This window comes from Desulfotignum phosphitoxidans DSM 13687 (genome assembly GCF_000350545.1).
GTDB lineage: Bacteria > Desulfobacterota > Desulfobacteria > Desulfobacterales > Desulfobacteraceae > Desulfotignum > Desulfotignum phosphitoxidans.
This window is the reverse complement of record NZ_APJX01000002.1, coordinates 314,772-335,832: the sequence shown is the minus strand read 5'-3', so window position 1 is coordinate 335,832 and position 21,061 is coordinate 314,772. Positions and strand designations below refer to the sequence as shown.

The 21,061-nt window shown below is 50.8% G+C and carries 23 protein-coding genes and 2 tRNA genes; 4 read left to right on the top strand and 21 right to left on the bottom strand.

The genetic code is table 11. The features are described from left to right. Window positions 1–24: 24 nt before the first annotated feature. From DPO_RS06095 to DPO_RS23745, 21 genes are all read right to left on the bottom strand, one after another. Window positions 25–936: an ArsR/SmtB family transcription factor gene (locus DPO_RS06095; protein WP_006964877.1), complete on the bottom strand. Its 912-nt coding sequence runs from the start codon at window positions 934–936 to the stop codon at window positions 25–27. Further along, entirely contained in the window at window positions 936–1,328 is a 393-nt protein-coding gene (locus DPO_RS06090) for a universal stress protein (RefSeq protein ID WP_006964876.1), read from the bottom strand. Before DPO_RS06090 ends, DPO_RS06095 begins: the two co-directional genes overlap by 1 nt. Before the next feature lie 274 nt (window positions 1,329–1,602). Further along, a tRNA-Cys gene (locus DPO_RS06085) sits at window positions 1,603–1,676 on the bottom strand. A 5-nt stretch (window positions 1,677–1,681) separates the two neighbouring features. Then, window positions 1,682–1,756, bottom strand: a tRNA-Gly gene (locus DPO_RS06080). A gap of 73 nt (window positions 1,757–1,829) precedes the next feature. Continuing rightward, window positions 1,830–2,474 (bottom strand): fructose-6-phosphate aldolase, encoded by a 645-nt coding sequence (gene fsa / locus DPO_RS06075; RefSeq protein ID WP_006964875.1) that lies wholly within the window; start codon window positions 2,472–2,474, stop codon window positions 1,830–1,832. Then, window positions 2,471–2,995 carry a 2-amino-4-hydroxy-6-hydroxymethyldihydropteridine diphosphokinase gene (gene folK, locus DPO_RS06070; RefSeq protein WP_006964874.1) on the bottom strand — a complete coding sequence of 175 codons (525 nt, stop codon included), beginning with the start codon at window positions 2,993–2,995 and terminating at the stop codon, window positions 2,471–2,473. The genes fsa and folK overlap by 4 nt, the downstream gene beginning before the upstream one ends. Then, on the bottom strand, window positions 2,995–3,441 hold the full coding sequence (locus tag DPO_RS06065) for a hypothetical protein (RefSeq protein WP_006964873.1): 447 nt from the start codon (window positions 3,439–3,441) through the stop codon (window positions 2,995–2,997). The genes folK and DPO_RS06065 overlap by 1 nt, the downstream gene beginning before the upstream one ends. Further along, complete coding sequence (gene argH / locus DPO_RS06060) at window positions 3,438–4,817, bottom strand: argininosuccinate lyase (RefSeq protein ID WP_006964872.1); 1,380 nt, start codon at window positions 4,815–4,817, stop codon at window positions 3,438–3,440. The genes DPO_RS06065 and argH overlap by 4 nt, the downstream gene beginning before the upstream one ends. Next, the gene (argF, locus tag DPO_RS06055; RefSeq protein WP_006964871.1) at window positions 4,810–5,739 is read right to left on the bottom strand and encodes an ornithine carbamoyltransferase; all 930 of its coding nucleotides are present in this window, start codon (window positions 5,737–5,739) and stop codon (window positions 4,810–4,812) included. The genes argH and argF overlap by 8 nt, the downstream gene beginning before the upstream one ends. 21 nt (window positions 5,740–5,760) lie before the next feature. Then, window positions 5,761–6,933 carry an aspartate aminotransferase family protein gene (locus tag DPO_RS06050; protein ID WP_006964870.1) on the bottom strand — a complete coding sequence of 391 codons (1,173 nt, stop codon included), beginning with the start codon at window positions 6,931–6,933 and terminating at the stop codon, window positions 5,761–5,763. A gap of 80 nt (window positions 6,934–7,013) precedes the next feature. Next, on the bottom strand, window positions 7,014–7,919 hold the full coding sequence (gene argB / locus DPO_RS06045) for an acetylglutamate kinase (protein WP_006964869.1): 906 nt from the start codon (window positions 7,917–7,919) through the stop codon (window positions 7,014–7,016). After that, entirely contained in the window at window positions 7,916–9,286 is a 1,371-nt protein-coding gene (gene hslU, locus DPO_RS06040; RefSeq protein ID WP_006964868.1) for an ATP-dependent protease ATPase subunit HslU, read from the bottom strand. Before hslU ends, argB begins: the two co-directional genes overlap by 4 nt. 16 nt (window positions 9,287–9,302) lie before the next feature. Then, on the bottom strand, window positions 9,303–9,860 hold the full coding sequence (gene hslV, locus DPO_RS06035; RefSeq protein WP_006964867.1) for an ATP-dependent protease subunit HslV: 558 nt from the start codon (window positions 9,858–9,860) through the stop codon (window positions 9,303–9,305). A 9-nt stretch (window positions 9,861–9,869) separates the two neighbouring features. After that, window positions 9,870–10,772: a site-specific tyrosine recombinase/integron integrase gene (gene xerA / locus DPO_RS06030; protein WP_006964866.1), complete on the bottom strand. Its 903-nt coding sequence runs from the start codon at window positions 10,770–10,772 to the stop codon at window positions 9,870–9,872. Beyond that, window positions 10,769–11,350 (bottom strand): uracil-DNA glycosylase, encoded by a 582-nt coding sequence (locus tag DPO_RS06025; protein ID WP_006964865.1) that lies wholly within the window; start codon window positions 11,348–11,350, stop codon window positions 10,769–10,771. Before DPO_RS06025 ends, xerA begins: the two co-directional genes overlap by 4 nt. A gap of 12 nt (window positions 11,351–11,362) precedes the next feature. Further along, entirely contained in the window at window positions 11,363–12,574 is a 1,212-nt protein-coding gene (gene coaBC / locus DPO_RS06020; RefSeq protein WP_006964864.1) for a bifunctional phosphopantothenoylcysteine decarboxylase/phosphopantothenate--cysteine ligase CoaBC, read from the bottom strand. After that, window positions 12,571–13,119: a hypothetical protein gene (locus DPO_RS06015; protein WP_006964863.1), complete on the bottom strand. Its 549-nt coding sequence runs from the start codon at window positions 13,117–13,119 to the stop codon at window positions 12,571–12,573. Before DPO_RS06015 ends, coaBC begins: the two co-directional genes overlap by 4 nt. A gap of 68 nt (window positions 13,120–13,187) precedes the next feature. Continuing rightward, window positions 13,188–14,213, bottom strand: coding sequence for a PilX N-terminal domain-containing pilus assembly protein (locus tag DPO_RS06010; RefSeq protein ID WP_006964862.1), 1,026 nt, complete (start codon window positions 14,211–14,213; stop codon window positions 13,188–13,190). Between the two features lie 22 nt (window positions 14,214–14,235). Next, a complete protein-coding gene (locus DPO_RS06005) occupies window positions 14,236–16,740 on the bottom strand; it encodes an Ig-like domain-containing protein (RefSeq protein ID WP_006964861.1) in 2,505 nt (834 codons plus the stop codon). A 32-nt stretch (window positions 16,741–16,772) separates the two neighbouring features. Further along, complete coding sequence (locus DPO_RS06000; RefSeq protein ID WP_006964860.1) at window positions 16,773–17,168, bottom strand: type IV pilus modification PilV family protein; 396 nt, start codon at window positions 17,166–17,168, stop codon at window positions 16,773–16,775. Between the two features lie 10 nt (window positions 17,169–17,178). After that, window positions 17,179–17,670 (bottom strand): GspH/FimT family pseudopilin, encoded by a 492-nt coding sequence (locus DPO_RS23745; RefSeq protein WP_006964859.1) that lies wholly within the window; start codon window positions 17,668–17,670, stop codon window positions 17,179–17,181. A 492-nt stretch (window positions 17,671–18,162) separates the two neighbouring features. Here DPO_RS23745 and DPO_RS05990 point away from each other — a divergent pair, with 492 nt between their 5' ends. From DPO_RS05990 to DPO_RS05975, 4 genes are all read left to right on the top strand, one after another. Further along, on the top strand, window positions 18,163–18,648 hold the full coding sequence (locus DPO_RS05990; protein ID WP_006964857.1) for a GspH/FimT family pseudopilin: 486 nt from the start codon (window positions 18,163–18,165) through the stop codon (window positions 18,646–18,648). 4 nt (window positions 18,649–18,652) lie between these two features. Next, entirely contained in the window at window positions 18,653–19,198 is a 546-nt protein-coding gene (locus tag DPO_RS05985) for a PulJ/GspJ family protein (protein WP_006964856.1), read from the top strand. Between the two features lie 34 nt (window positions 19,199–19,232). Further along, window positions 19,233–19,619, top strand: coding sequence for a type IV pilus modification protein PilV (gene pilV / locus DPO_RS23740; protein ID WP_006964855.1), 387 nt, complete (start codon window positions 19,233–19,235; stop codon window positions 19,617–19,619). 122 nt (window positions 19,620–19,741) lie between these two features. After that, window positions 19,742–21,061 (top strand): pilus assembly PilX family protein, encoded by a 1,320-nt coding sequence (locus tag DPO_RS05975; protein WP_040011600.1) that lies wholly within the window; start codon window positions 19,742–19,744, stop codon window positions 21,059–21,061.

Genomic DNA, 21,061 nt, shown 5'->3' with positions numbered 1-21,061 from the left:
TCTCCTTAATTTTTCATGAAAAATTCATTTTCCAGCGGAAAACACATGGATGTGCAATCCCCGCTCCACGGCAAACCGTTCTGTGGACTGCAATTGGAATCCGCTTTTGGTCAGCCAGGTTTCCACCTGGTCTTTTGTAAATCCCAGCCAGGTACCGCCGATAATTTCCTTGATCTGTTCCTGATGATGATGGTCAAAATCAGCCAGAAGCAGCATTCCCCCGGGTTTGAGCACCCGGAACACCTCCTGGATGGCTTTTTCCGGCTGAAGAATATGATACAGCACCATGCTCATGACCACGGTATCCACTTCCTGGTCTTTCATGGGCAGATGTTCCACTTCTCCGAGACGCAACTCAATGGACGGCATATCCGGCAGTTTGATCCGGGCCTGTTCCAGCATCTCAGGGGAGGCATCCACACCGATGAGCATGCCCTTATGATTTCTGACCAGCTGGCCGAGAAGCTCTCCTGTGCCGCACCCTAAATCCGCCACACCCCGGCGCGCCGGTATCTGCTGTTTCAGCACGGCATTCAAATTAAAACTGCCCAGGATTTCCTTTTTCAGACCTTCCCACTGGGGTGCCACAGTACTGAAAAACCGTTTGGTTCTGTTTTTGCGGATCATGATGATCTGCCGGGCTTTTTCAATGTCCTGGGCGCATACCGGGTCGTTCTGGATCCGGGAGCACGCCAGCTGAATCAAAGACCGGTTTTCCGGATCCATATTGGCATTGTAATACATGAAGCTGCCTTCTTTTCTGGCCACCAGCAGACCGGATTCCAGCAGAATTTTCAAATGCCGGGAAACACCGGATTGAATCATGTCCACAATGGAAACGATTTCATTGACGTTGAGTTCCACTTCATTGAGAATATGAAGCAATCGAAGCCGGGTGGGATCGGAAAGCGCTTTGAACTGCCGGATCACTTCCATTATTTAACCGTCACCACCGGGCAGCTGGCTTGCAGAATCACCACCTGGGATGTGGATCCGAACAGGAGTTTTCCCACTTTGGACCGGCTCCGGACACCGATAATGATCTCATCCACCTTGTTTTGTTCAGCAAATGCCACAATATCTTCACCCGGCTCCATGCCCCTGACCAGCAGATGGGTGTCGCAAGGGATATTTTTTTCTTTAAAAAACGGCTTGATTCCTTCCAGATTGTCTTCCGCCGCCTTGACTTCCATTGGATCCGTATTGCCCCCCCCTTTCATGGACGTCACTACGATCACCTGCCCGTCAAACGCCCGGGCATGACGGGCTGCAATTTCTATCAGGTCCTTTCCCACATTGACACCTTTATATCCCACCAGAATTTTCATCGTTTTTCTTCTCCATCAAAATTAACGGAACCGGTTGAAAAACCGAATCAAATCAACCATACTGAATAACTATATCTAAAATGATTGATATAATCAAGAACGATTTCCATTCAACTGTTTTCAGGATATCCGGGCACCTATCAAAATTCATCTGTAATGCGGTTTGATGGATCGATTCTGAAATTGTTCTTACAATTGGGGAACTTTTGTGGGGTATCGATTTTTTAACAAAAAAAAAGGGCTCAGATTTTAACCTGAACCCTTGATTTTATTATGGAGGCGGCTCCCGGATTCGAACCGGGGATATCGGCTTTGCAGGCCGTTGCCTTACCCCTTGGCCAAGCCGCCTTGAGTGGAGCGGGAAACGGGATTTGAACCCGCGACTTCGACCTTGGCAAGGTCGCACTCTACCACTGAGTTATTCCCGCTCAATCAAACAAATGCTATATTTATTTGATTTGCCTGTTTTTGTCAACCTGAAATTGGATGGGTTGTCTTTTTTTATTGCTTCTTCTTGTTCCAGTCCGCCATGAACGCATCAATGCCTTTGTCGGTCATATGATGGGATGCCAGTTTTTTCAACACGCCATAAGGAATCGTGGCAATGTCGGCACCCATCAGGGCCGCATCCAGCACATGCAGGGAGCTTCTGACACTGGCCACAATGATCTCGGTGGCAAAATCATAATTGGCAAAAATCTGGGCGATCTCGTTGACCAGTTCCATGCCTTCTTCGGCCAGATCATCCAGCCGGCCCACAAACGGAGACACATAGGTGGCCCCGGCTTTGGCGGCCATCAGGGCCTGGAGCGGCGAAAACACCAGGGTGACATTGGTTTTGATGCCTTCGGCCGTCAGGGTTTTCACCGCTTTGAGTCCTTCCACGGTCATGGGGATCTTCACCACAATGTTGTCAGCGATTTTGGCCAGATCTCTTGCTTCGGCCACCATGCCGTCATATTCCAGACTGATGACTTCCGCGCTCACCGGGCCTGCCACCTCTTTGCAGATCCGGGCGATGATCTCCTTGAACTCTCCGTCTTCCTTGGCGATCAAAGACGGGTTGGTGGTGACGCCGTCCACCATGCCCATGCTGTTGGCATCCATGATCTGATCGATATTGGCTGTATCAATAAAAAATTTCACGCGCTTTCTTCCTCCTCATCCAGGGGGATCACCGCCTGGTTTTCCTGTGTTTCTATTTGATTGAACAATGCTTGTGTGGTCAAACCCAATACCGGGTGCACTGTCCCGGGTTCTATATCACACATGGGCCTTAAAACAAAATGTCTTTCATGCATCCGGGGATGGGGTATTTCCAGTTCCGGGGTTTTCATGATCCGGTCATCAAAATAAATAATATCCAGATCGATTTTCCGAGGGCCGAACCGAAAGGATTTTCCCTGTTTGTCCATGCTGGATTCAATCTGTTTAAGCGTGTTGAGCAGGGCCAGGGGATCTGAAGTGCGGCATCGGATTTTCACGGCGGCGTTCACAAACCAGTCCTGGTCCACAAAATTCTGGGGCTGGGTTTTATAAAACTGTGATACGGCCATCACCTCGATCTGTTCATGGGTATCCAGGCAGGCAATGGCCAGATGAAGATTGGCCGGTTTATCGCCTTTGTTGGAACCAATGCTTAACACAGCTGTGGAAAAATCAGGCATTACGGCACCTCCACCACCACGGTGCGGGAATACTGGGACCGGACATCATGGTCTCCCACTGCCTGGACCCTGAAATACCGGACCCCGGGTTCAGGCACGGGCATCTGAAACACCATGTCCGGCACAGGCACCCGGGCCACGGATTCAAAAACAAACGGGCACCCTTCGCACGCTGCGGGCACGGCCATGGACACGTCAAAATACTTCGGGGGCAATGCGGCATCGTCCGGGTCGGTTTCATGGGACCAGGTCAGAGTCAGTTGACCATTGTCCAGGGTGGCTGTGGGATCCCCGGGGGATGCCACGCTCTGCCCGGGTTTCTGCGGGGCCCTGGGCGGGGCTTTTTTCCCGCAGCCGATTCCGGCCGCCATCATCACCAGACACAGGCATACCCCGGTGATCACACCGGTCGTTGCCCATTTAATCCGTCCCTGGCACAGTCTCATGAATTCAATTCCTTTTGTGCTTTTTCAACCGCAGCCCGGACATTGTCGACTCCGGTGCCGCCGGCAGATATCCGGCGGGCCACCACTTGATCCAGGCGGATGAAGTCATACACATCTTCGGTTACCCGGTCACTGAGATCTTTAAACTGGGCCAGGCTCAGATCGTCCAGTTCCTTTTTCTCTGAAATGGCCAGGGCCACGGCTTTTCCTGCCACAGCATGGGCCTGGCGGAACGGCATGCCTTTATTCACCAGGTAATCGGCAAAATCCGTGGCATTTAAAAATCCCCGGGCACAGGCGGTTTTCATCCGGTCGGCATGGACCGTGATATGGGGAAACATCCGGGTATACACCTCCAGACAGATGGACAGGGTGTCCACGGTATCAAACAGCGGCTCTTTGTCCTCCTGCATGTCTTTATTATATGCCATGGGCAATGATTTCATGGTGGTGAAGATCGCCATCAGATTGCCCACCACCCGGCCGGTCTTTCCCCGGACCAGTTCAGCCACATCCGGGTTTTTCTTCTGGGGCATGATACTGGACCCGGTGGTAAAGGCATCGGAAATCGTGATATAGCCGAACTCTGATGAAGACCATAAAATCAGCTCTTCAGACAGCCGGGACAGATGAATCATGCAGATCCCGGCATGGGAAATGAATTCCATGATAAAATCTCTGTCAGACACCGCATCCATGCTGTTTTCACACAACCGGGCAAACCCCAGGATCTGCCGGGTGAACTCTCTGTCCACGGGATAGGTGGTGCCGGCCAGGGCTGCCGTGCCTAAAGGCATGGCATCCATGCGTTTATACGCATCGGCAAACCGCTCTTTATCCCTTTTGAGCATTTCATAGTATGCCATGAGATGATGCGCAAACAGCACGGGCTGGGCCCGCTGCATATGGGTATATCCGGGCATGATCACATCCGGATGGGCCTTGGCCAGATTCACCAGGGCGTTTTGAAACCCCGTGATCCGGTCCATGATCTGCCGGGTTTCGTTTTTAAGGAAAATCCGGATATCCAGGGCCACCTGATCGTTGCGGCTCCGGCCGGTGTGCAGTTTTTTGGCCAGATCCCCGCACTCCTGTCCCAGGGCATCTTCCACATGCATGTGGATATCTTCCAGGGAATCGGAAAACGACACCTCATTATTTTCAATGCGGATTCTGACCCGTTCCAGGCCTGCCAGAAGGGTATCTGCTTCGTCTTTGGCAATGATCTGCTGTCTGGCCATCATTTTGAGATGGGCCATGCTGCCTTCGATGTCACTGGCATACAGCCGCTTGTCCACATCAATGGAGGCATTGAATTTTTCCACCAGGGTATCGGTATCTTCTGAAAACCGCCCCCCCCACAATTTATCACTCATCGGTTTTGTTCCTGAGAATCAATGTTTCCAGAATGGCCTTGTGCATATGCCGCTTGTTTTCCGCCTGATCCCAGAATGCCGCGCCAGGGGCCTCCAGCACGTCTTCAGCAATTTCTTCTCCCCGGTGGGCCGGCAGGCAGTGCATCACCAGCACATCCGGAGCTGCATGAGACAAAAGGGCCTTGTTCACCTGAAACCCCTCAAACGCAGCCAGCCGTTTTTCCAGCTCATCTTCCTCACCCATGCTGGCCCAGACATCCGTATACACCACATCCGCATTTTTCACCGCGTCTCTGGGGTCCGTGGTGAACCGGACATGATCCATGGCATCGGCACCGGCGGCTTCAATAATTTCCGGTTTGATCATGTGATTTTCCGGGCAGGCCAACACCAGGTTCAGGCCCAGGACACTGGCCGCATTCACCCAGGAGTTGGCCACATTGTTACCGTCTCCCACCCAGGCGATCTTCTTCTTGTGATATCCGCCTTTGTGCTCGATGATGGTCATAATATCACTTAAAATCTGGCAGGGATGAAACGAGTCGGTCAGCGCGTTGATCACCGGAATGGTCGAGGCGGCGGCAAACTCTTTCACCAGGGCATGGTCAAAGGTCCGCATGGCCAGGCAGTCGATATACCGGGACAGCACCCGGGCCGTGTCCGCGGCCGGCTCGTTTCGGGAAATCTGGGTGTCCTGGGTGCTCATATAGATGGGGTGTCCCCCCAGTTGTATCATGGCGGTTTCAAAGGCGATCCGGGTCCGGGTGGATTTTTTGTCAAAAATCAGTCCCAGGGTTTTTCCGGAAAGGATTCGGTCGGGAATGCCTTTGGCATACCGTGCCTTGAGCTGCAATGCCCGGTCAAACAATTGTTCAAAATCCGTTTTTTCCAGGTCCAGCAATGACAACAGGTCTTTTTTCAAACCAAACATCTCCTTCACTGTTTACAACAGGCTGTCCAGCACGGATATCAGCCGGTCAATATCTTTGGTTTCCACAATCAAGGGCGGTGCAAACCGTAACACTTTATCCTGAATGGCGTTAATGATAAACCTTTTTTCAAAACAGGCGGCTGCCACGTCCCCGGCACCCTCCCCTACATCCATTCCCAGCAGCAGCCCCCGGCCCCGCACTGCTTTGATCCGGGAATGGCGCGACTGAAGTTCGGTCAGCTGTTCCTTGAAATAAAGGCCTTTTTCCCGGACCCGGGCCAGAAATCCGGGGTCTGAAATCAATGCCAGGGTTTTGAGTCCGGCAGCAGTGGCCAGGGGCGTGCCCCCGAAAGTGGAGCCGTGACTGCCCGGTTCAAATCCTTTGGCCGCCTCTGCCGTGGCCAGCATGGCCCCGATGGGGACCCCGTTGCCCAGCGCTTTGGCAAGGGTCATGATATCCGGTGTCACCCCATACCCCTGGTGGGCAAACAAGGTGCCACACCGGCCCATGCCGGACTGGATTTCATCAAAAATCAGCAGGGTGCCGGTCTGATCGCACAATTGTCTCACCTGCGCCAGATATTCGGGATCCGCCGGAATCACCCCGCCTTCTCCCTGGACCGGCTCCATCATCACTGCGCACACCGTGTCGTCCAAAGCGGTTTTCAGGGCATCGATATCATTGAACGGCACATGGATAAATCCGGGGAGCAGCGGATAAAATCCCTGTTTGATCTTATCCTGGCCCGTGGCGGTCAGGGTGGCCAGGGTCCGGCCGTGAAACGACTGGGTCATGGTGATGATCTGAAACCGGTTCATGTCGTTGTTGCGTTGAAAATACCGCCGGGCCAGCTTGATGGCGGCTTCATTGGCTTCGGCCCCGGAATTTCCGAAAAACACCTGATCGGCAAAACTGTTTTCCACCAGGGCCTGGGCCAGATCCGCCTGGGGCCGGGTGTAGAACAGATTGGACACATGCACCAGCCGCCCGGCCTGTTCCCGGATGGCCGCGGTCACTTCAGGATGGCAGTGGCCAAGGCTGCACACGGCAATGCCGGCCAGAAAATCGGTGAATACCTGGCCGTCTTCATCGGTCAGGTACATGCCGCTGCCGCTGACAAACGCCTTTCCCTGGCGGGCATAGGTGGCGCACACAAACGTATCGGTTTTTTCCAGGGTATCCATGGGTTTTCCTTTATGATTCGTCTTTTATATATGAAGTGTTAAGTGTTAAGTGTTAAGTTTTAAGTTTTAAGTTTTAAGTTTTAAGAGGGTCCATTGACAAATACCTGGGTGCCGATACCGGAGTCGGTGAACAGTTCCAGGAGCACGGCGTGGGGGATTTTTCCGTTGATGATGTGGGTTTTTTTCACTCCGCGCTTTAACGCGGTCAATGCACACTCCACCTTGGGAATCATGCCGCCCTTGATTTCTTTGTTCCCGATCATCTGCCCGATCCGCTGGTCATTGATGGAAGAGACCAGTGCATTGTCCGCATCCAGCACCCCGTCCACATCCGTGAGCAGAATCAGGCGCTCGGCTTCCAGGGACGCGGCAATCCGGGATGCCACCACATCTGCGTTGATATTGTAGGTTTCCCCGTTTTTTCCCACGCCCACAGGCGCGATAATAGGGATAAACCCTTTGGCGGTCAACGTATGAATGATTTCCGGATTCACGGACACCACATCTCCCACCATGCCGGGATCGATGATCTCGGGCGGTTTTTCCTGGTCGTCCTGGACATAGATCTTCATTTTTTCCGCCAGGATCAGGCTCCCGTCCTTGCCGGTGAGGCCCACAGCCCTACCCCCCTCCTGGTTGATCCGGGCCACAATATCCTTGTTCACCTTGCCGCCCAGCACCATCTCCACCACATCCATGGTGGCATCATCCGTGTAACGCATGCCCCGGATAAAAGTGGAGGTGATCCCCATGGCGGAAAGCACTTTGCTGATCTGGGGGCCGCCCCCGTGCACCACCACCGGGTTGATACCGATGTATTTAAGCAGGGTGATGTCATTGGCAAAATCGCGCTTGAGCTTGTCATCCACCATGGCATGGCCCCCATACTTGATGACAATGGTTTTGGTGGAAAACTGCTGAATATACGGCAACGCTTCCACCAGAATATCCGCGACATTCCGATCCGCAACCGCTGAAGGATTCATAAGATATACCTGCTCAAATCCTGGTTCTCCACAATGCCCATGAGCTGGCCTTCCACAAATGCCGCATCAATGGTGATTTTTGTATCCGCCACATCCGGGGCCGCAAACAGGATCTCTTCCAGCAGTTTTTCCATGAGCGTGTGCAGGCGCCTTGCCCCGATGTTTTCCGTGGCTGCATTCACTTCCACGGCAATGGCGGCGATTTTTTCCACGGCATCCTGGGTAAACGTGATATCCACCCCTTCGGTGCGCAGCAATGCCATATACTGAAGGATCAGCGCGTTTTTGGGTTCCGTCAGAATCCGGACAAATTCCTGAGCACCCAGGGAAGTCAGTTCCACCCGGATGGGGAACCGGCCCTGGAGTTCCGGAATCAGATCCGATGGTTTGGACACGTGAAACGCGCCCGAAGCAATGAACAGAATATGATCGGTTTTCACGATCCCGTATTTGGTGGGCACAGAACTGCCTTCCACAATGGGCAGCAGGTCCCGCTGGACCCCTTCTTTGGACACTTCCGGCCCCTGGCTTTTTTCTTTTCCCGCAATCTTGTCGATCTCATCGATAAAAATAATGCCGGACTGCTCCACCATGGCAACAGCATCGGACTTGACCCGTTCCATGTCCACCAAATGGGCCGCTTCTTCCTGGGTCAAAAGTTTGAGGGCCTCTTTGACGCTGACTTTTCTGCGCTTGGTGGATTTGGGCATGAAATTGCCCAGCATGTCCTTGACATTGATGCCCATCTCCTCGATGCCGGTGTTGGAAAAGATCTCCACCATGGGAGAGGATTTATCCGGTACATCCAGGTCCACCTGCCGGGTGTCCAGTTTTCCGGCCTTGAGCATGGACCGCAGTTTTTCTCTGGTCCCGGCCCCGGTATCCGGCGTGTCCCCGGACGAGCCGGCCAGCTTGAGGGTGCCGGTGTCCGGGCGGGCCGCTGTTTTGGGCGTGGGCGGCAACAGAATATCCAATACCCGTTCTTCCGCCATTTTTGCCGCCTTTTCCTGGACCGCATCCTGCTGCCTGGCTTTCAAGGCATTCACGGTCAATTCCACCAGGTCCCGGATCATGGATTCCACATCCCGGCCCACATACCCCACTTCCGTGAATTTGGAGGCCTCCACCTTGTAAAAAGGCGAGTCCGTGAGATTGGCCAGACGCCGGGCGATCTCGGTTTTTCCCACCCCGGTGGGACCGATGAGAATGATATTTTTCGGTGCGATCTCATCCTGGAGATCCGGTTCCACATGGCGGCGGCGCCAGCGGTTGCGAAGGGCGATGGCCACGGATTTTTTGGCATCTTTCTGACCGATGATATATTTATCCAGTTCCGTGACGATTTCCTTGGGTTTTAAATCTTTCATGAATCCATTCCCGGTATCAGTTGAGTTCTTCAATATTGACCTCATGATTGGTATAAATGCACAGATCCCCAGCGATTTTCATGGCTTTTTCAACGATCTGCCGGGCGGACAGATCCGTGTTTTCCATCAACGCGATGGCTGCGGACTGGGCCGCAGGGCTGCCGGAGCCGATACTGATCACGCCCTTGTCCGGCTCAATCGGGTCCGGCTCGATCACATCCCCGTTGCCCGACAACAGATAAGTGTTGCCATGATCAGCGGCAAGCATCATGGCTTCCAGGCGCCGCAGGTATTTGTCCGTGCGCCACTCCCTGGCCAGTTCCACACAGGACCGGGTCAGGTTGCCGTTGTAACGCTCCAGTTTTTCCTCCAGTTTTTCCGACAACGTCAGGGCATCTGCCGTGGCACCGGCAAAACCGATGATGATTTTATCATGAAAAATTTTCCGGACTTTTCTGGCCCTGTGCTTGGTCACGATGTTGCCCAGTGTCACCTGGCCGTCTCCGGCCATGACCACGGTGGCACCGGATCGCAGGGCCAGGATGGTGGTTCCGTGAAATGTGTCATTGCTCATATTACTGTATCAACTCCTTGGGTGCGCGTTGTCGTACACCTGCATTAAATGGTCCATGCTCACATGGGTGTACACCTGGGTGGTGGACAGACTGGCATGGCCTAAAATTTCCTGAATCCCCCGCAAATCCGCCCCGGAATCCAGCATGTGCGTGGCAAAACAATGGCGCAGCACATGGGGGGATACGGGCACGTGCAGGCCGCACTGGTTCACGATGTGATCCAGAATCCGCCGGATGGACCGGGTGGACAGCCGCCCGAAATCTTTGTTCAGAAAAACAGGCTTCAATTGCGTTGACACGGTGTCCCGATACGTTCTCACCGCTGTCAACGCCCGGCGCCCCACCGGCACGATCCGCTGTTTGCCGCCTTTGCCGGACACTCTAATCACTTGGTTGTGAAAGTCAATGTGATCCATGTTCAATCCATGGATTTCGGAAATACGCATGCCCGTGGAATAAAAAGTCTCAAACATGGCATGGTTGCGCTTTTCCAGCCAGGTGCCGGTTTTGATGGAATCCAGCAACCGGAACACGTCATCCACGGTCAGTACCCGGGGAATGGGCCGGCCCAGTTTGGGAAAGGCAATTCCGTCCGCCGGATTGGCCGGCATCTGTTTTTCTCTCACCAGAAAATCAAAAAACGCTTTTAACGCGGACAGGCGCCGGGACAGGGTCCTTTTTTGTTTTCCCGCCCGGACCTGGGCAGCCAGGTATTGTTTCAGGGTCTGTCTGTCCACCTGGGCCAGGTGTGCTTTAAAACAGGTCTGCACGTCAGTTGAAGGATTCGGATCATCAGACCCGTCAGCGACAAATTGCAGAAAATCCAGAATATCCGACCGGTAGGCCCGGCATGTATGGGGGGAATATCCTTTTTCCGCAGTCAGGATATCGATGAACCGGTCAAGGATCATGACACAATACCGTGGATCTGCATGACCTGCTGCATGTCTTCCCACACCGGACGCTTCAGGCCCGGATCTTTGAGCAGCTGGGATGGATGAAACGTGGGCATCACGGAAAACCCCCGGATGTCAAAAAATTTTCCCCGGATGGCTGCCACGGGCTTCTGAATCCCGGTCACGGTCCGGGCGGCCGCATCTCCCAGCGCGATCACCACCACCGGCTGAACCGATTGCAGAAAAGCAAACACCTGTTCCGCATCCGGGGCATTGCAAACACAGACCTTGTCTTCAGCCAGTTTCATGGCTGCCAGAATCTTTTTCAACAGTGCGCCTGGCTCACCCATAAAAAAAGTGCCGGCCCCATCCACCAGCACCACGTTTGCCGATGCCGGACCGGCGTGTCTGAAAGGTTTCCGGGGTACGACCGGCCGGCCCCAGGCAGCCAGAATTTCCAGAGAGCGCGGGGAAAGCGGGACCCGGGTGAGTCCCATTTGTTTCTGACAACGCAGGTATCCGGATAGATCATCAATGATGTCTAGAAGCGTCACGCTCGAAGTCAAAAAAGGGATGTTATCCAAAGGTGTCATGACAGGCCGGAATCAACCGCGCGGATCAAGCCGGGTCAGGAGGTTGTCCAGAAGCACATGGGCCACAGCCTGTTTGTCCATCAGCGGAATATCGGTTTTAGACCCGTCTTTGAAAAACAGGGTCATTTTGTTGGTGTCGGTCTGAAAGCCCGCGTCTTTTCCCCCCACCAGGTTGGCAGCGATCATGTCCAGATTTTTTTTCTTGATTTTTTTAACGGCATTGGCTGCCAGATCATGGGTTTCTGCGGCAAACCCCACCAGAAACTGACCGGGTCGCTTGCGTTCCCCCATGGTTCTAAGAATGTCCGGGTTCTGCACCAGGGTCAGGGTCATGCGGTCCTGGTCGGATGTTTTTTTTATTTTCAGAGTTTCCCGGTGGTCCGGCCGGAAATCCGCCACCGCCGCCACCTGGATAATGATATCCGCATGCGCCATTTTAGATAGCATGGTATCAGCCATATCCTGGCAGGTCTGTACGCAAATTGTTTCAACGCCCACAGGCGGATCCAGGCTCACGGAACCGGTGACCAGGGTCACGGAGGCACCCCGCATTTCTGCAGCCCTGGCAACGGCATACCCCATTTTGCCGGAGGAGTGATTGCTCACATACCGCACCGGGTCAATGGGCTCCAGGGTGGGGCCGGCCGACACCAATACCTGTTTGCCGACAAAATCTTTGGGTGTCAGCATGTGTTCCATGCGGTCCACAATGAGCCGGGGATCGGGCAGACGACCGGGTCCTGTGGTTTTGCAGGCCAGAGATCCGGTGTCCGGATCCAGGATATGGATCCCGTCCTGTTCCAGGACATCCAGGTTTCGCTGGACCCGGATATTTTCATACATATGGGTGTTCATGGCCGGACAGATCATGACCGGGGCCGTCACTGCCAGAAATGTGGTGGTCAATGCATCATCAGCCAGCCCATGAGCCAGCTTGGCAATGCAGTTGGCCGTGGCCGGCGCGATCACGGCGGCATCGCATCTTGCTGCCACATCAATATGGGCCACGGATCCGTGGGAATCTTCCCACAGATCCGTGATCACGGGATTTTCCGACAGCACTTCAAACGTGGTTTTGCCCACAAACCGCAACGCGGCCTCCGTCATGGCCACATCCACGTCTGCTCCGGCTTTTTTCAAAAGCCGGAGCAGTTCCACGGATTTGTATGCAGCGATTCCGCCGGTGACGCCCAGCAGAATATGTTTTTGATTCAATATCGTCACTGGACAAGATCCGATTCAAGCAGGGCATCGGTATTATCCGGCAGACGGCCTTGATTCACCCGGGCCGCCACTCCGACTTCCACATAGGTGTAGATATGCTCGCTTTTAATGGAAATCACTGCGGATTTTATGGATTTTTCAAACACCAGAATCGCCATGTTGGGTGAGGCAATCTGGCTGACCATGGCCCAGTTGTCCTTGACCATGTTGTTGTTGAAAAAATTGATCAAAGAGCGCCGTTCCACCCTTCCTTTAAGCATCAGAATCCCGGATGTAAATCCCGGGGTGGACACGATCATACTTTTATCCTGAAGGACCTGCAGTTCCACCGGGATCAGCACATCTTCAAAATCATAGTACACCGCGGTTCTTTTTTTGGACTCTGGTGATGGTTTTGCCGCAGGTTCGGACACGGATGCAGGAGTTACCGTCTCAGCCCTGGATTCAGCAGGCTGGGTGTCTGAAAATATATTGTTGCACCCTGTCAACCCCACAAAACATCCCAATGCCGCCATAATAGTTACTATTTTAATTGTTTGTTTCATCAGATCCTCTCTCGTTGTTTTAAAATATCCTTTTCTAAAACGGATCAGGATGAAAGTCAATGGGTCTCCTAATACTGGCGCCAGCTGCCCGGAGCGGGATCGACATTTACGACGGCACCGCCGAAATTGTTGAACGCATCCACATAGTCCTGGACCAGCTGGACATCCGCATGGTTGCCAGATGCATGGACCCCACCGGTCCCGCTGATGACCTGGCCCATCACCGGCTGATCTCCCGGGCTGCCGCCGCCGTTGATGGTGGTGGTAATTGAGGCGTTGGGCGCGTAAATAACCCCATGTATCCTCACCGATCCACTCAGGACCACCGACGTCCCTTCCACAAAAATAATGCCATATACATCACTGCTTCCGCTGATAAACATGTCACCAGACACATGGATGATATAGGGCTGGGTGTTTTGGGGCGCGTCTTTAAAAAAATCCGTCTGACCTGACAAGCTGTTTGAAACTTCTGTATTAGTTAGAGAAGAAAATGAATAATCCGCAAAGGTTTTTAACGCATCCTGATTGACCGTGGGCAGCTCGGCATAAGTTTCCACCATATCAGAAGCCAGGTTGCCGTCATCATCGTATCCATTGACCACGTGAATCCCACTGCCGGTATTGCCCCCCGATGTGGTGACCGCTGTATATGGGGAATCGGCATCAGATCCGTCCTTTGGAGAAAGGCTAATCATGTTTTCAACTGTCTGGATGGAATCCTGAAATACCCCTTCAGATACCAGTTTGATATAACCACCTGGAATTAAGGGGTCATATACCCCGTATGAATCATTGCTGGAATCATAGGTGGTTACCGTGTAACTGGCTGTGATATTACCGATGATCATATCATCTCTGGTCGTTGAATAGCTGGTGTCTCCACGCCAGGTTATGTCGTTTTTGATAGAGGCTAAAGCATACTGGAGACCGGCTTCCGCCACATAAAAAGCCTGGGACTGTTTGCGGTAGTTGCCGGCAATGGTCTGGTTGGTTGTTGATACCATCAGGGCGGCCGTCCCCAGTGCAGACAATACTGCCAGGCTGAGCAGGCAAATGATCAATGCCGACCCATTCTGATTTTTAAACACCATATCTTTTATCTGTCTCCCAATATTATTCCGCGGTTGGTGTTATTTTGCAGGTGGATCCCAGAAAACCTGTCTTTGTGACCTTAATTTCAATCTCCGGAATTTGATTATTTTTATACGTTGATTTAGTTTTGATAGCCAAGCCAGTGGGTGGAATCTGCGCATCAGGATCATCTGAATTCAAAGTGCAGGCAGCGGTATCTCCCCCCCCGTAATATCCCGCTACACCCGTTGCCGGGATATCTTTAGAACCGCTTCCCGATCCAAACTTAATATTCGCTTCCACCGATGCATCGGAAACCGGATTCCCTTCATGATCATCCACATACACCACTAAATTAATATAGCTATCACCTTTGGCAGGGTCTGCCGGCGGATCAATGCATGTATAAAGTGTACAAAACACTTGTGGTGTAACAGAAAGTTCGTTTGAAACGGTCACAGTGATATATTCTTCAACATAACACCCTTCACTGTCGGTTGCCCTGATAGTAATCGTATGATCGCCGTTTACCACTTGAGTGGTGTCCCATTCACCCCAGGGGCTGATATTTCCAGTTGCAACCCACGGCTCATCGTCAATTTTCAGCTTGATACTGGCGAGGGTTCGCTCCCCCGGAAGGGTAACTGTCCCGTCAATGTTTATGGTGCCGGATACGGTCGCGTCACCCACTGGACTGACAATACTGATGACCGGCAACTGAGAACAGGCCGAGGAGATGCGCAGGGCCGCACTTTTATTTCCACATGCATCAATGGCACTCACATCATAATAATCGTTAGGAGATGTACTGGTCCAGGTATCTGTGCCGGCTCCCAGGCTTTCAGGGGTGGTTTCTGTCGGCGCTGTATCATCCACCTGGTATCCGACAATCTGGTATCCGACAATATAGTTCAGTGTACCCACCTCGAAATCATCCGCAGACAATATCCAGGAAATGGTGTCTGTGGTACCGGTTGTGGAAAAAACCGCGCCTGTGGGAGGGGCCGGTGCTGTGGGAGAAACTGACACCTCAGTGGTGGCGCCGCTGGAATTGGGACAAAAATCCACCGCTTCCATACTGTAATGATACGTATCACAGTCAATGGAAATGAAATTGCTATCTGAATAATTTGTGAATGACTTGGAAATAATGGTAGTATTAACAGGTACCGCGGATACTGAATCAGATCTGCTGAACACATTATACCCCTGAAGATCACATTCCGTGTTCATATTCCAGGAAAGGGTCACCTTTCTCTCAACCCCGTTGATATTTTCCGCACTGAATCCAGATGGCATGGCAGGAGCCTGCGTATCTGTAATGGACTGCTCAGCCGATTTCGGACCGGTTCCTGCATCGTTAACCGCAGCCACTGCCACGTTATAGGTGCAGGCTTTCAGGGCAGTTACGTCCAGTGTATATGCGGTCACATTCCCCACATCGACATTGTAGGCATAGGCACCGGAAGTGGTACCATAATAAACGATATACTTGAATACCTCACACCCGGCGGTACCGGTGACCGCATCCCAGGTGATATGAATTTTACACGGATAGGTATCATTCAGCCCAGTGAGCACCGGATTGGTAGGCGCTGCTGGCACATCACAATCGGTTCCCACAACCACATTGGCTGTATTACGAGATTTGATTCTGGCATTGGCGGTATAAGTTCGATACCCGCCATTGCTTTGAAATTTATGATCCGCCCGGTCCGTCCGGGAAGACAGAATCACCTCAATTTCTCCGGACCCCAGATGACTCAGCTGCATGTCCGTGATATTTTCGGCCACGATGTCTTCGATCACGGGCGTATCCACGGTCATGAATCCGACATCATTGACCTTTCTTTTCAATACCGGATGTCCCGGATCATGATAATCAAATGAAGGATCGTTGTCATCATTGAACACCGCGTAACTGACCACATAAATTTCTCCGACAGGAGTGCCGGCGGCATAGTTCCGGGCAATCCCCTGGCTGCCGGCGGCATCGGCCGGATTGGTGTCGATGGTCAGGGTGCTGCCCGAGATGGCTGTGACGGTGGCATATTCAGAACCGGTCCCGATATGAATCATGTCACCGACCTTGTAATCATCTGTAAGATCCAGAGTTATCTGGTTGCTCCCTGGGGGTACAGCGGCGGAAAGGGTCGTTGGATTGTTGTCGGTGGGCAAAACAGACAGAAACGTGATCACATCCGGGTCTGTTCCCGACCCTTCGGAAATTTTCGGGTTTGCATCCAGGTTGACGGTGACCGGATATGCAGGAATGAAAGACGAAGGGACAAAATCGGACAAATTGTTGATCAGATCATCCCCCATGGCATGATACCCGGCCATTCGAAGATCCCGCCGGATCATGTCCATGGCGACCCGGGCGGTTTGTTCCATCTCGATCACCTGATCCTGGACCGTGTAGGCATGGTGCTGGCCGATAAAAAAACGATAAATAGCCGTAACCAGTATACTCGTTATCGCCAGAGCCACAAGAATCTCAATCAAAGTGAATCCCGAAGGGGCGTTTTTCCGTCGATATTTTGGCATGTCCGGGCCTCCGATAGGCAAACGATTTTTATTCATTGGGCAATAATGGTCTTCATGGCCACTTTCCGCAGATCAGGGTCAGACCAGGAAACGATCACTTCCACTGTCTTATAATCCGGAGCAGTGCTGGTTGTCACAGAGACACTGCGGTCGAAAATACCGGCACCTGCCACTTCTTGTGCATCCAGATCTAATTCATCAGGTAAACCGGCATTGTCAACATCAGCATACGGCCCCGCATTGAGTGCATCCAGCTTGTTCTGGGCCAGATGAACGGCCGTGGTCAAATTTTTGCTCATGTAATTGCTTTTGATCACCATGGTGGTCATGGCATTGACGGCCAGCAGTCCGATGGAAAAAATAACCAGGGCAAAAAGCACTTCCAGCAAAGTGAAGCCGTTCTCGTTCTGAAGGGTATTTTCAGTCATTGATCCGCCATTAATTGGTTATGGGTCCTTTTTCTACCCCCCCCACACCGGAGGTCGTAATCTCAAGGGATTGCCCTTTTGAATTTTGAAGCTTGATCATTGTCTGGGTCATGGTACCAGTGGGGTTTGCATCCACCGGGTTCCGGGTCAAAGTTACGACATCGATCTTGTCTTCCGCCAGGTGACTCAACGATTTTTCTAAAATCCAGGTGCTGGGATCTGTTGATTCATCTTCTTTCTCAATTTCATATATATCAGTATTCACATCAAATTTAACCCGGTACTTCTGGTTCAACGAAACAGCCCGGCCCCGTGCATAGTTGAGATCGGTCATGACCTGCCGGGCCGCGGAATGAAGCCGGAAAGTGGGCAGGTTTGCAAGGATGTTGGGAACGGCAATGCCCGCCAAAATGCCGATCAGGGCGACCACGACCATCAGTTCCACCAGAGTGAATCCACTGCTGCGGTTCACCCGGGGATATGTGGTCTTCATTCCGGGCATAGGCGTTTTCTCCTTTGTCGAATTAATAAGGATTGGGTTGTGATTATAATCACCATACGAAAAAACAATACAAAAAGCAAGAATGAGGGGTTGGATTATGCAGGATATCACGCCGTTTACTCAAAATGCCAGGATTGGCAAAATGGGTAAACAGCAATTTTTTGACAGGTTTTACAATCCAGCAGGTGGCAAAGAAGCACGACTGGCCTGAATCTTTGATTCGGTCACAGATTCTGGTAAAAGCCGATGATTTTGACCGGCTCAAGACACTTCAATGGGGAATCAGAACCTGGGATGTGTAAAATTTCACGGACTGTGCCCCCGGTTTGGCGAAGACTGCCTGGCTGGATTCCGGCCAGGTGGTGGCATATATAATGTATTTTTTCAGATTAACTATACCGAAAACACTATTTAAATCATTGACATAAATTACACATTGGCATTAAATTATTAAAATTTAAGATCTCGCTCATTAATTCAAGGGATCGATATATGGAAAAAAGGGCAGCAATTCAAATTCGAATCGATAACGGATTCACTTTGTTGGAATTATTGACTATTATTGCCATCATTTCAACATTGGTCACAATTGCGGTGCCAAATTATATGGAATGGGTTCATTCATCGCGATTAAAAACTACCAGCCAGACCCTTATGACAGATCTTTCCATGAGCCGAATGCATGCCATCAAAGCCAATCCTGATACGGATGGTGTGACAGTCTTGTTTTCATCTTCTGGTTATATCATTTTTATTGATTCAAATAAAAACAGCGTTGTCGATTCCACTGAACAGGTGCTTAAGGATGTCGACTTCCCTTTCGGGATATCTCTAACTGCAATTACCTTTACAGGGAATAAGGCAATATTCCATAAAACTGGTTATATGGGTGCAGGCTCAGTAACGATTTCACGTAGTGATGGTAAAAGTATAAAGATTATAGTTAATGCTGTCGGACGTATACGAATGGAAACATAGAAAAATGAACTTCCAAAAAAACAATCAATTTGGTTTCTCTTTGATTGAACTGATGGTTGCTATGACAATCGCCAGCTTTCTGATGGCTGCGGTGTACAGTTTTTTTATTTCATCCAGTAAAACGGCGCTTATCCAGGAAACGACTGTAGCAGCAGTTCAGAGTGTGCGGGCAGGACTTGAATTGATGGCTCAGGACATTCAAATGGCGGGCTATGATCCTTTAGGTACTTCCGGCGCATCCATTGCTGTCAGTCAAACCGGGAAAATTCAGGTAACAGCAGATAGGAATGCTGACGGGATTATCAACAATTCTGATTTTGAAAGAATCACTTACGAACTTTCATCAGGGCAATTAAAACGAACTCTATATGAAGGCACGGCCAGTGAAAGCTCACAATCATTGATCAACAATGTTACCGCTTTGACATTCGCATATTCAGGCAATAAAGTGACTATTGAGTTAGAAGTGTCTGAAACAGTCGGAGGTGGTGGAGAAACAATAGTACGTAATTTGGAAACCACTGTTTATTGTCGCAATCTGGACCTTTGAATAACCGATCATGTCAGAGTTTAGGTTATATATAATGAACTTTAAGGCGCTTGCCCACTCAAAACTGAACAACAAAAGCGGTTTTACGCTGATTGAAGTGCTCGTTGCCATGGCGGTATTTGCCATTGGTATTCTGGCCATCACCGGGATGCAGGTCACATCCATACAGGGAAATCAATCCGCCCGTTTGAGGACCGAGGCGGTTTCCTATGCCTCAAAACACATGGATACCCTCATTTCCAATGGTTATTCGGCGGCGACAGACGGATCTGCCACGGAAGGTTCTATTATTCTCACGTGGACAGTGACAGGTGATTCACCTGTCACAGGAACCAAAACCATTGTCCTTACAGCGACATGGGATGACAAGTGGGGAGCAAAGAGTGTAACATTACGCTACATCATGTATAATCCCGATTGATTTTCTCAAATTCAAGCTCCTTTTGATTTTTAATGAAAAAAGAGTATGTTGCTCAAGATGTATAAGGGTGAAATCAGGAATATCAAAAATGGAAAAATATTGAAGAGTGGGCGGCAGATATCATGAAAAAAGATCACTGTATTGAAATATTAAAACAACAGAAGGGCAGTGTTATGCTCCTGGCCTTGATGGTTATGTCCGCATTGAGTATTGTCGGCATAACATCTTTGAACATTTCCAACACTGAACAGCAAATTACCGGTCATGTTCAACACCAGAAAATGGCATTTTATAATGCGGATGCGGGTGTGCAATATACCCTTGCCTGTATTGAAAATGATTTAAAAAATGGCACAGCCGATGTCCTTCCCACTGACGAGGACGAACCCGTTTCCTATTCTTATGGGATACCCAGCAATTTTTCCTTTAGTATTTCAGATATTCGATTATCCGGTCCAGACCTATACGAGATCACCAGTACTGGAACTGCGCCACAAAATGCCCAGGTGACAATCAAGGCTACCTTTATCGAAAATGTGATAAAACCGTTCAGCTTTGCCGCATTTGGCGATAAAAAAATGGAGGTTAAAAACAGTGGGGCGACTGAAAGTTATGACAGTGATAACCCAGATCCCAAAATCAGTGACCCCAATGATCCCAATTTTGAAAAAACCGGAAAGGCGGATATCGGATCAAATGAAAATTTGATCACCAAAACCGGGGCTCTAATTGATGGCAACGGCGTTGTCGGTAAAGATACAACAGGAACTCAAGGGACATATGATATCAAAAGCGGGTCTGTCTTCACCGGCACTGCCCCAAATCTGCAAGACAGAGTTGATCCAGACCCCTTGGGGGTTACAACCGGTGGAAAGTATGATCCCACAACATACAGTTCCAGTGCCAATAACGATAACAATGATATTACATATGGTTCAATAACCAGTAAAGGTGTCACAACTCCCCTTGGCACATCAATAACCACTAAAAGTGGAGACACCGTCACGTTAACAGGAAAACCGGGTGGATCGAATTTTTATTTCACCAGCGTTGAATTAAAAAACAGCGTTGATCTTGTCATTGACACAACCTCTGGCCCTGTCAATATTTTTCTGGATGATGCCAGCGGGAGTGGGGGTACAATTTTTGATGCAAAAAACAGTTCTATTGTAAACAAAAGTGGGAAAACAACTGATTTTGCAATTTATTCCAATTCGCCTGACAAAATTGTCATGCACCATGGCAGTGAATTTACCGGCATAATTTATGCCCCTTATGCTGAGATTGATATGAAAAACAGTTCCGCCATTTATGGCGCTATCTGGGGCAGTGATATTACCATTCGCAACAGCGGGGAACTTTTTTTTGATGAGGCATTGACAGACAAGTATGAACTGACCAACACAAATGAGTTGTCCCTTGTGTCATGGGAGATGCAATAA

Coding starts and splice junctions, on each gene's coding strand:
- DPO_RS06000 (WP_006964860.1), bottom strand. CDS start 17,168: ATGACTGAAAATACCCTTCAGAACGAGAACGGCTTCACTTTGCTGGAA.
- hslV (WP_006964867.1), bottom strand. CDS start 9,860: ATGAGCAATGACACATTTCACGGAACCACCATCCTGGCCCTGCGATCC.
- DPO_RS06005 (WP_006964861.1), bottom strand. CDS start 16,740: ATGCCAAAATATCGACGGAAAAACGCCCCTTCGGGATTCACTTTGATT.
- DPO_RS06010 (WP_006964862.1), bottom strand. CDS start 14,213: ATGGTGTTTAAAAATCAGAATGGGTCGGCATTGATCATTTGCCTGCTC.
- argB (WP_006964869.1), bottom strand. CDS start 7,919: ATGAATCCTTCAGCGGTTGCGGATCGGAATGTCGCGGATATTCTGGTG.
- DPO_RS23745 (WP_006964859.1), bottom strand. CDS start 17,670: ATGCCCGGAATGAAGACCACATATCCCCGGGTGAACCGCAGCAGTGGA.
- DPO_RS06015 (WP_006964863.1), bottom strand. CDS start 13,119: ATGAAACAAACAATTAAAATAGTAACTATTATGGCGGCATTGGGATGT.
- xerA (WP_006964866.1), bottom strand. CDS start 10,772: ATGATCCTTGACCGGTTCATCGATATCCTGACTGCGGAAAAAGGATAT.
- DPO_RS06095 (WP_006964877.1), bottom strand. CDS start 936: ATGGAAGTGATCCGGCAGTTCAAAGCGCTTTCCGATCCCACCCGGCTT.
- hslU (WP_006964868.1), bottom strand. CDS start 9,286: ATGAAAGATTTAAAACCCAAGGAAATCGTCACGGAACTGGATAAATAT.
- DPO_RS06065 (WP_006964873.1), bottom strand. CDS start 3,441: ATGAGACTGTGCCAGGGACGGATTAAATGGGCAACGACCGGTGTGATC.
- folK (WP_006964874.1), bottom strand. CDS start 2,995: ATGCCTGATTTTTCCACAGCTGTGTTAAGCATTGGTTCCAACAAAGGC.
- DPO_RS05990 (WP_006964857.1), top strand. CDS start 18,163: ATGGAAAAAAGGGCAGCAATTCAAATTCGAATCGATAACGGATTCACT.
- argH (WP_006964872.1), bottom strand. CDS start 4,817: ATGAGTGATAAATTGTGGGGGGGGCGGTTTTCAGAAGATACCGATACC.
- DPO_RS06025 (WP_006964865.1), bottom strand. CDS start 11,350: ATGACACCTTTGGATAACATCCCTTTTTTGACTTCGAGCGTGACGCTT.
- DPO_RS06090 (WP_006964876.1), bottom strand. CDS start 1,328: ATGAAAATTCTGGTGGGATATAAAGGTGTCAATGTGGGAAAGGACCTG.
- pilV (WP_006964855.1), top strand. CDS start 19,233: ATGAACTTTAAGGCGCTTGCCCACTCAAAACTGAACAACAAAAGCGGT.
- DPO_RS05975 (WP_040011600.1), top strand. CDS start 19,742: ATGAAAAAAGATCACTGTATTGAAATATTAAAACAACAGAAGGGCAGT.
- DPO_RS06050 (WP_006964870.1), bottom strand. CDS start 6,933: ATGGATACCCTGGAAAAAACCGATACGTTTGTGTGCGCCACCTATGCC.
- DPO_RS05985 (WP_006964856.1), top strand. CDS start 18,653: ATGAACTTCCAAAAAAACAATCAATTTGGTTTCTCTTTGATTGAACTG.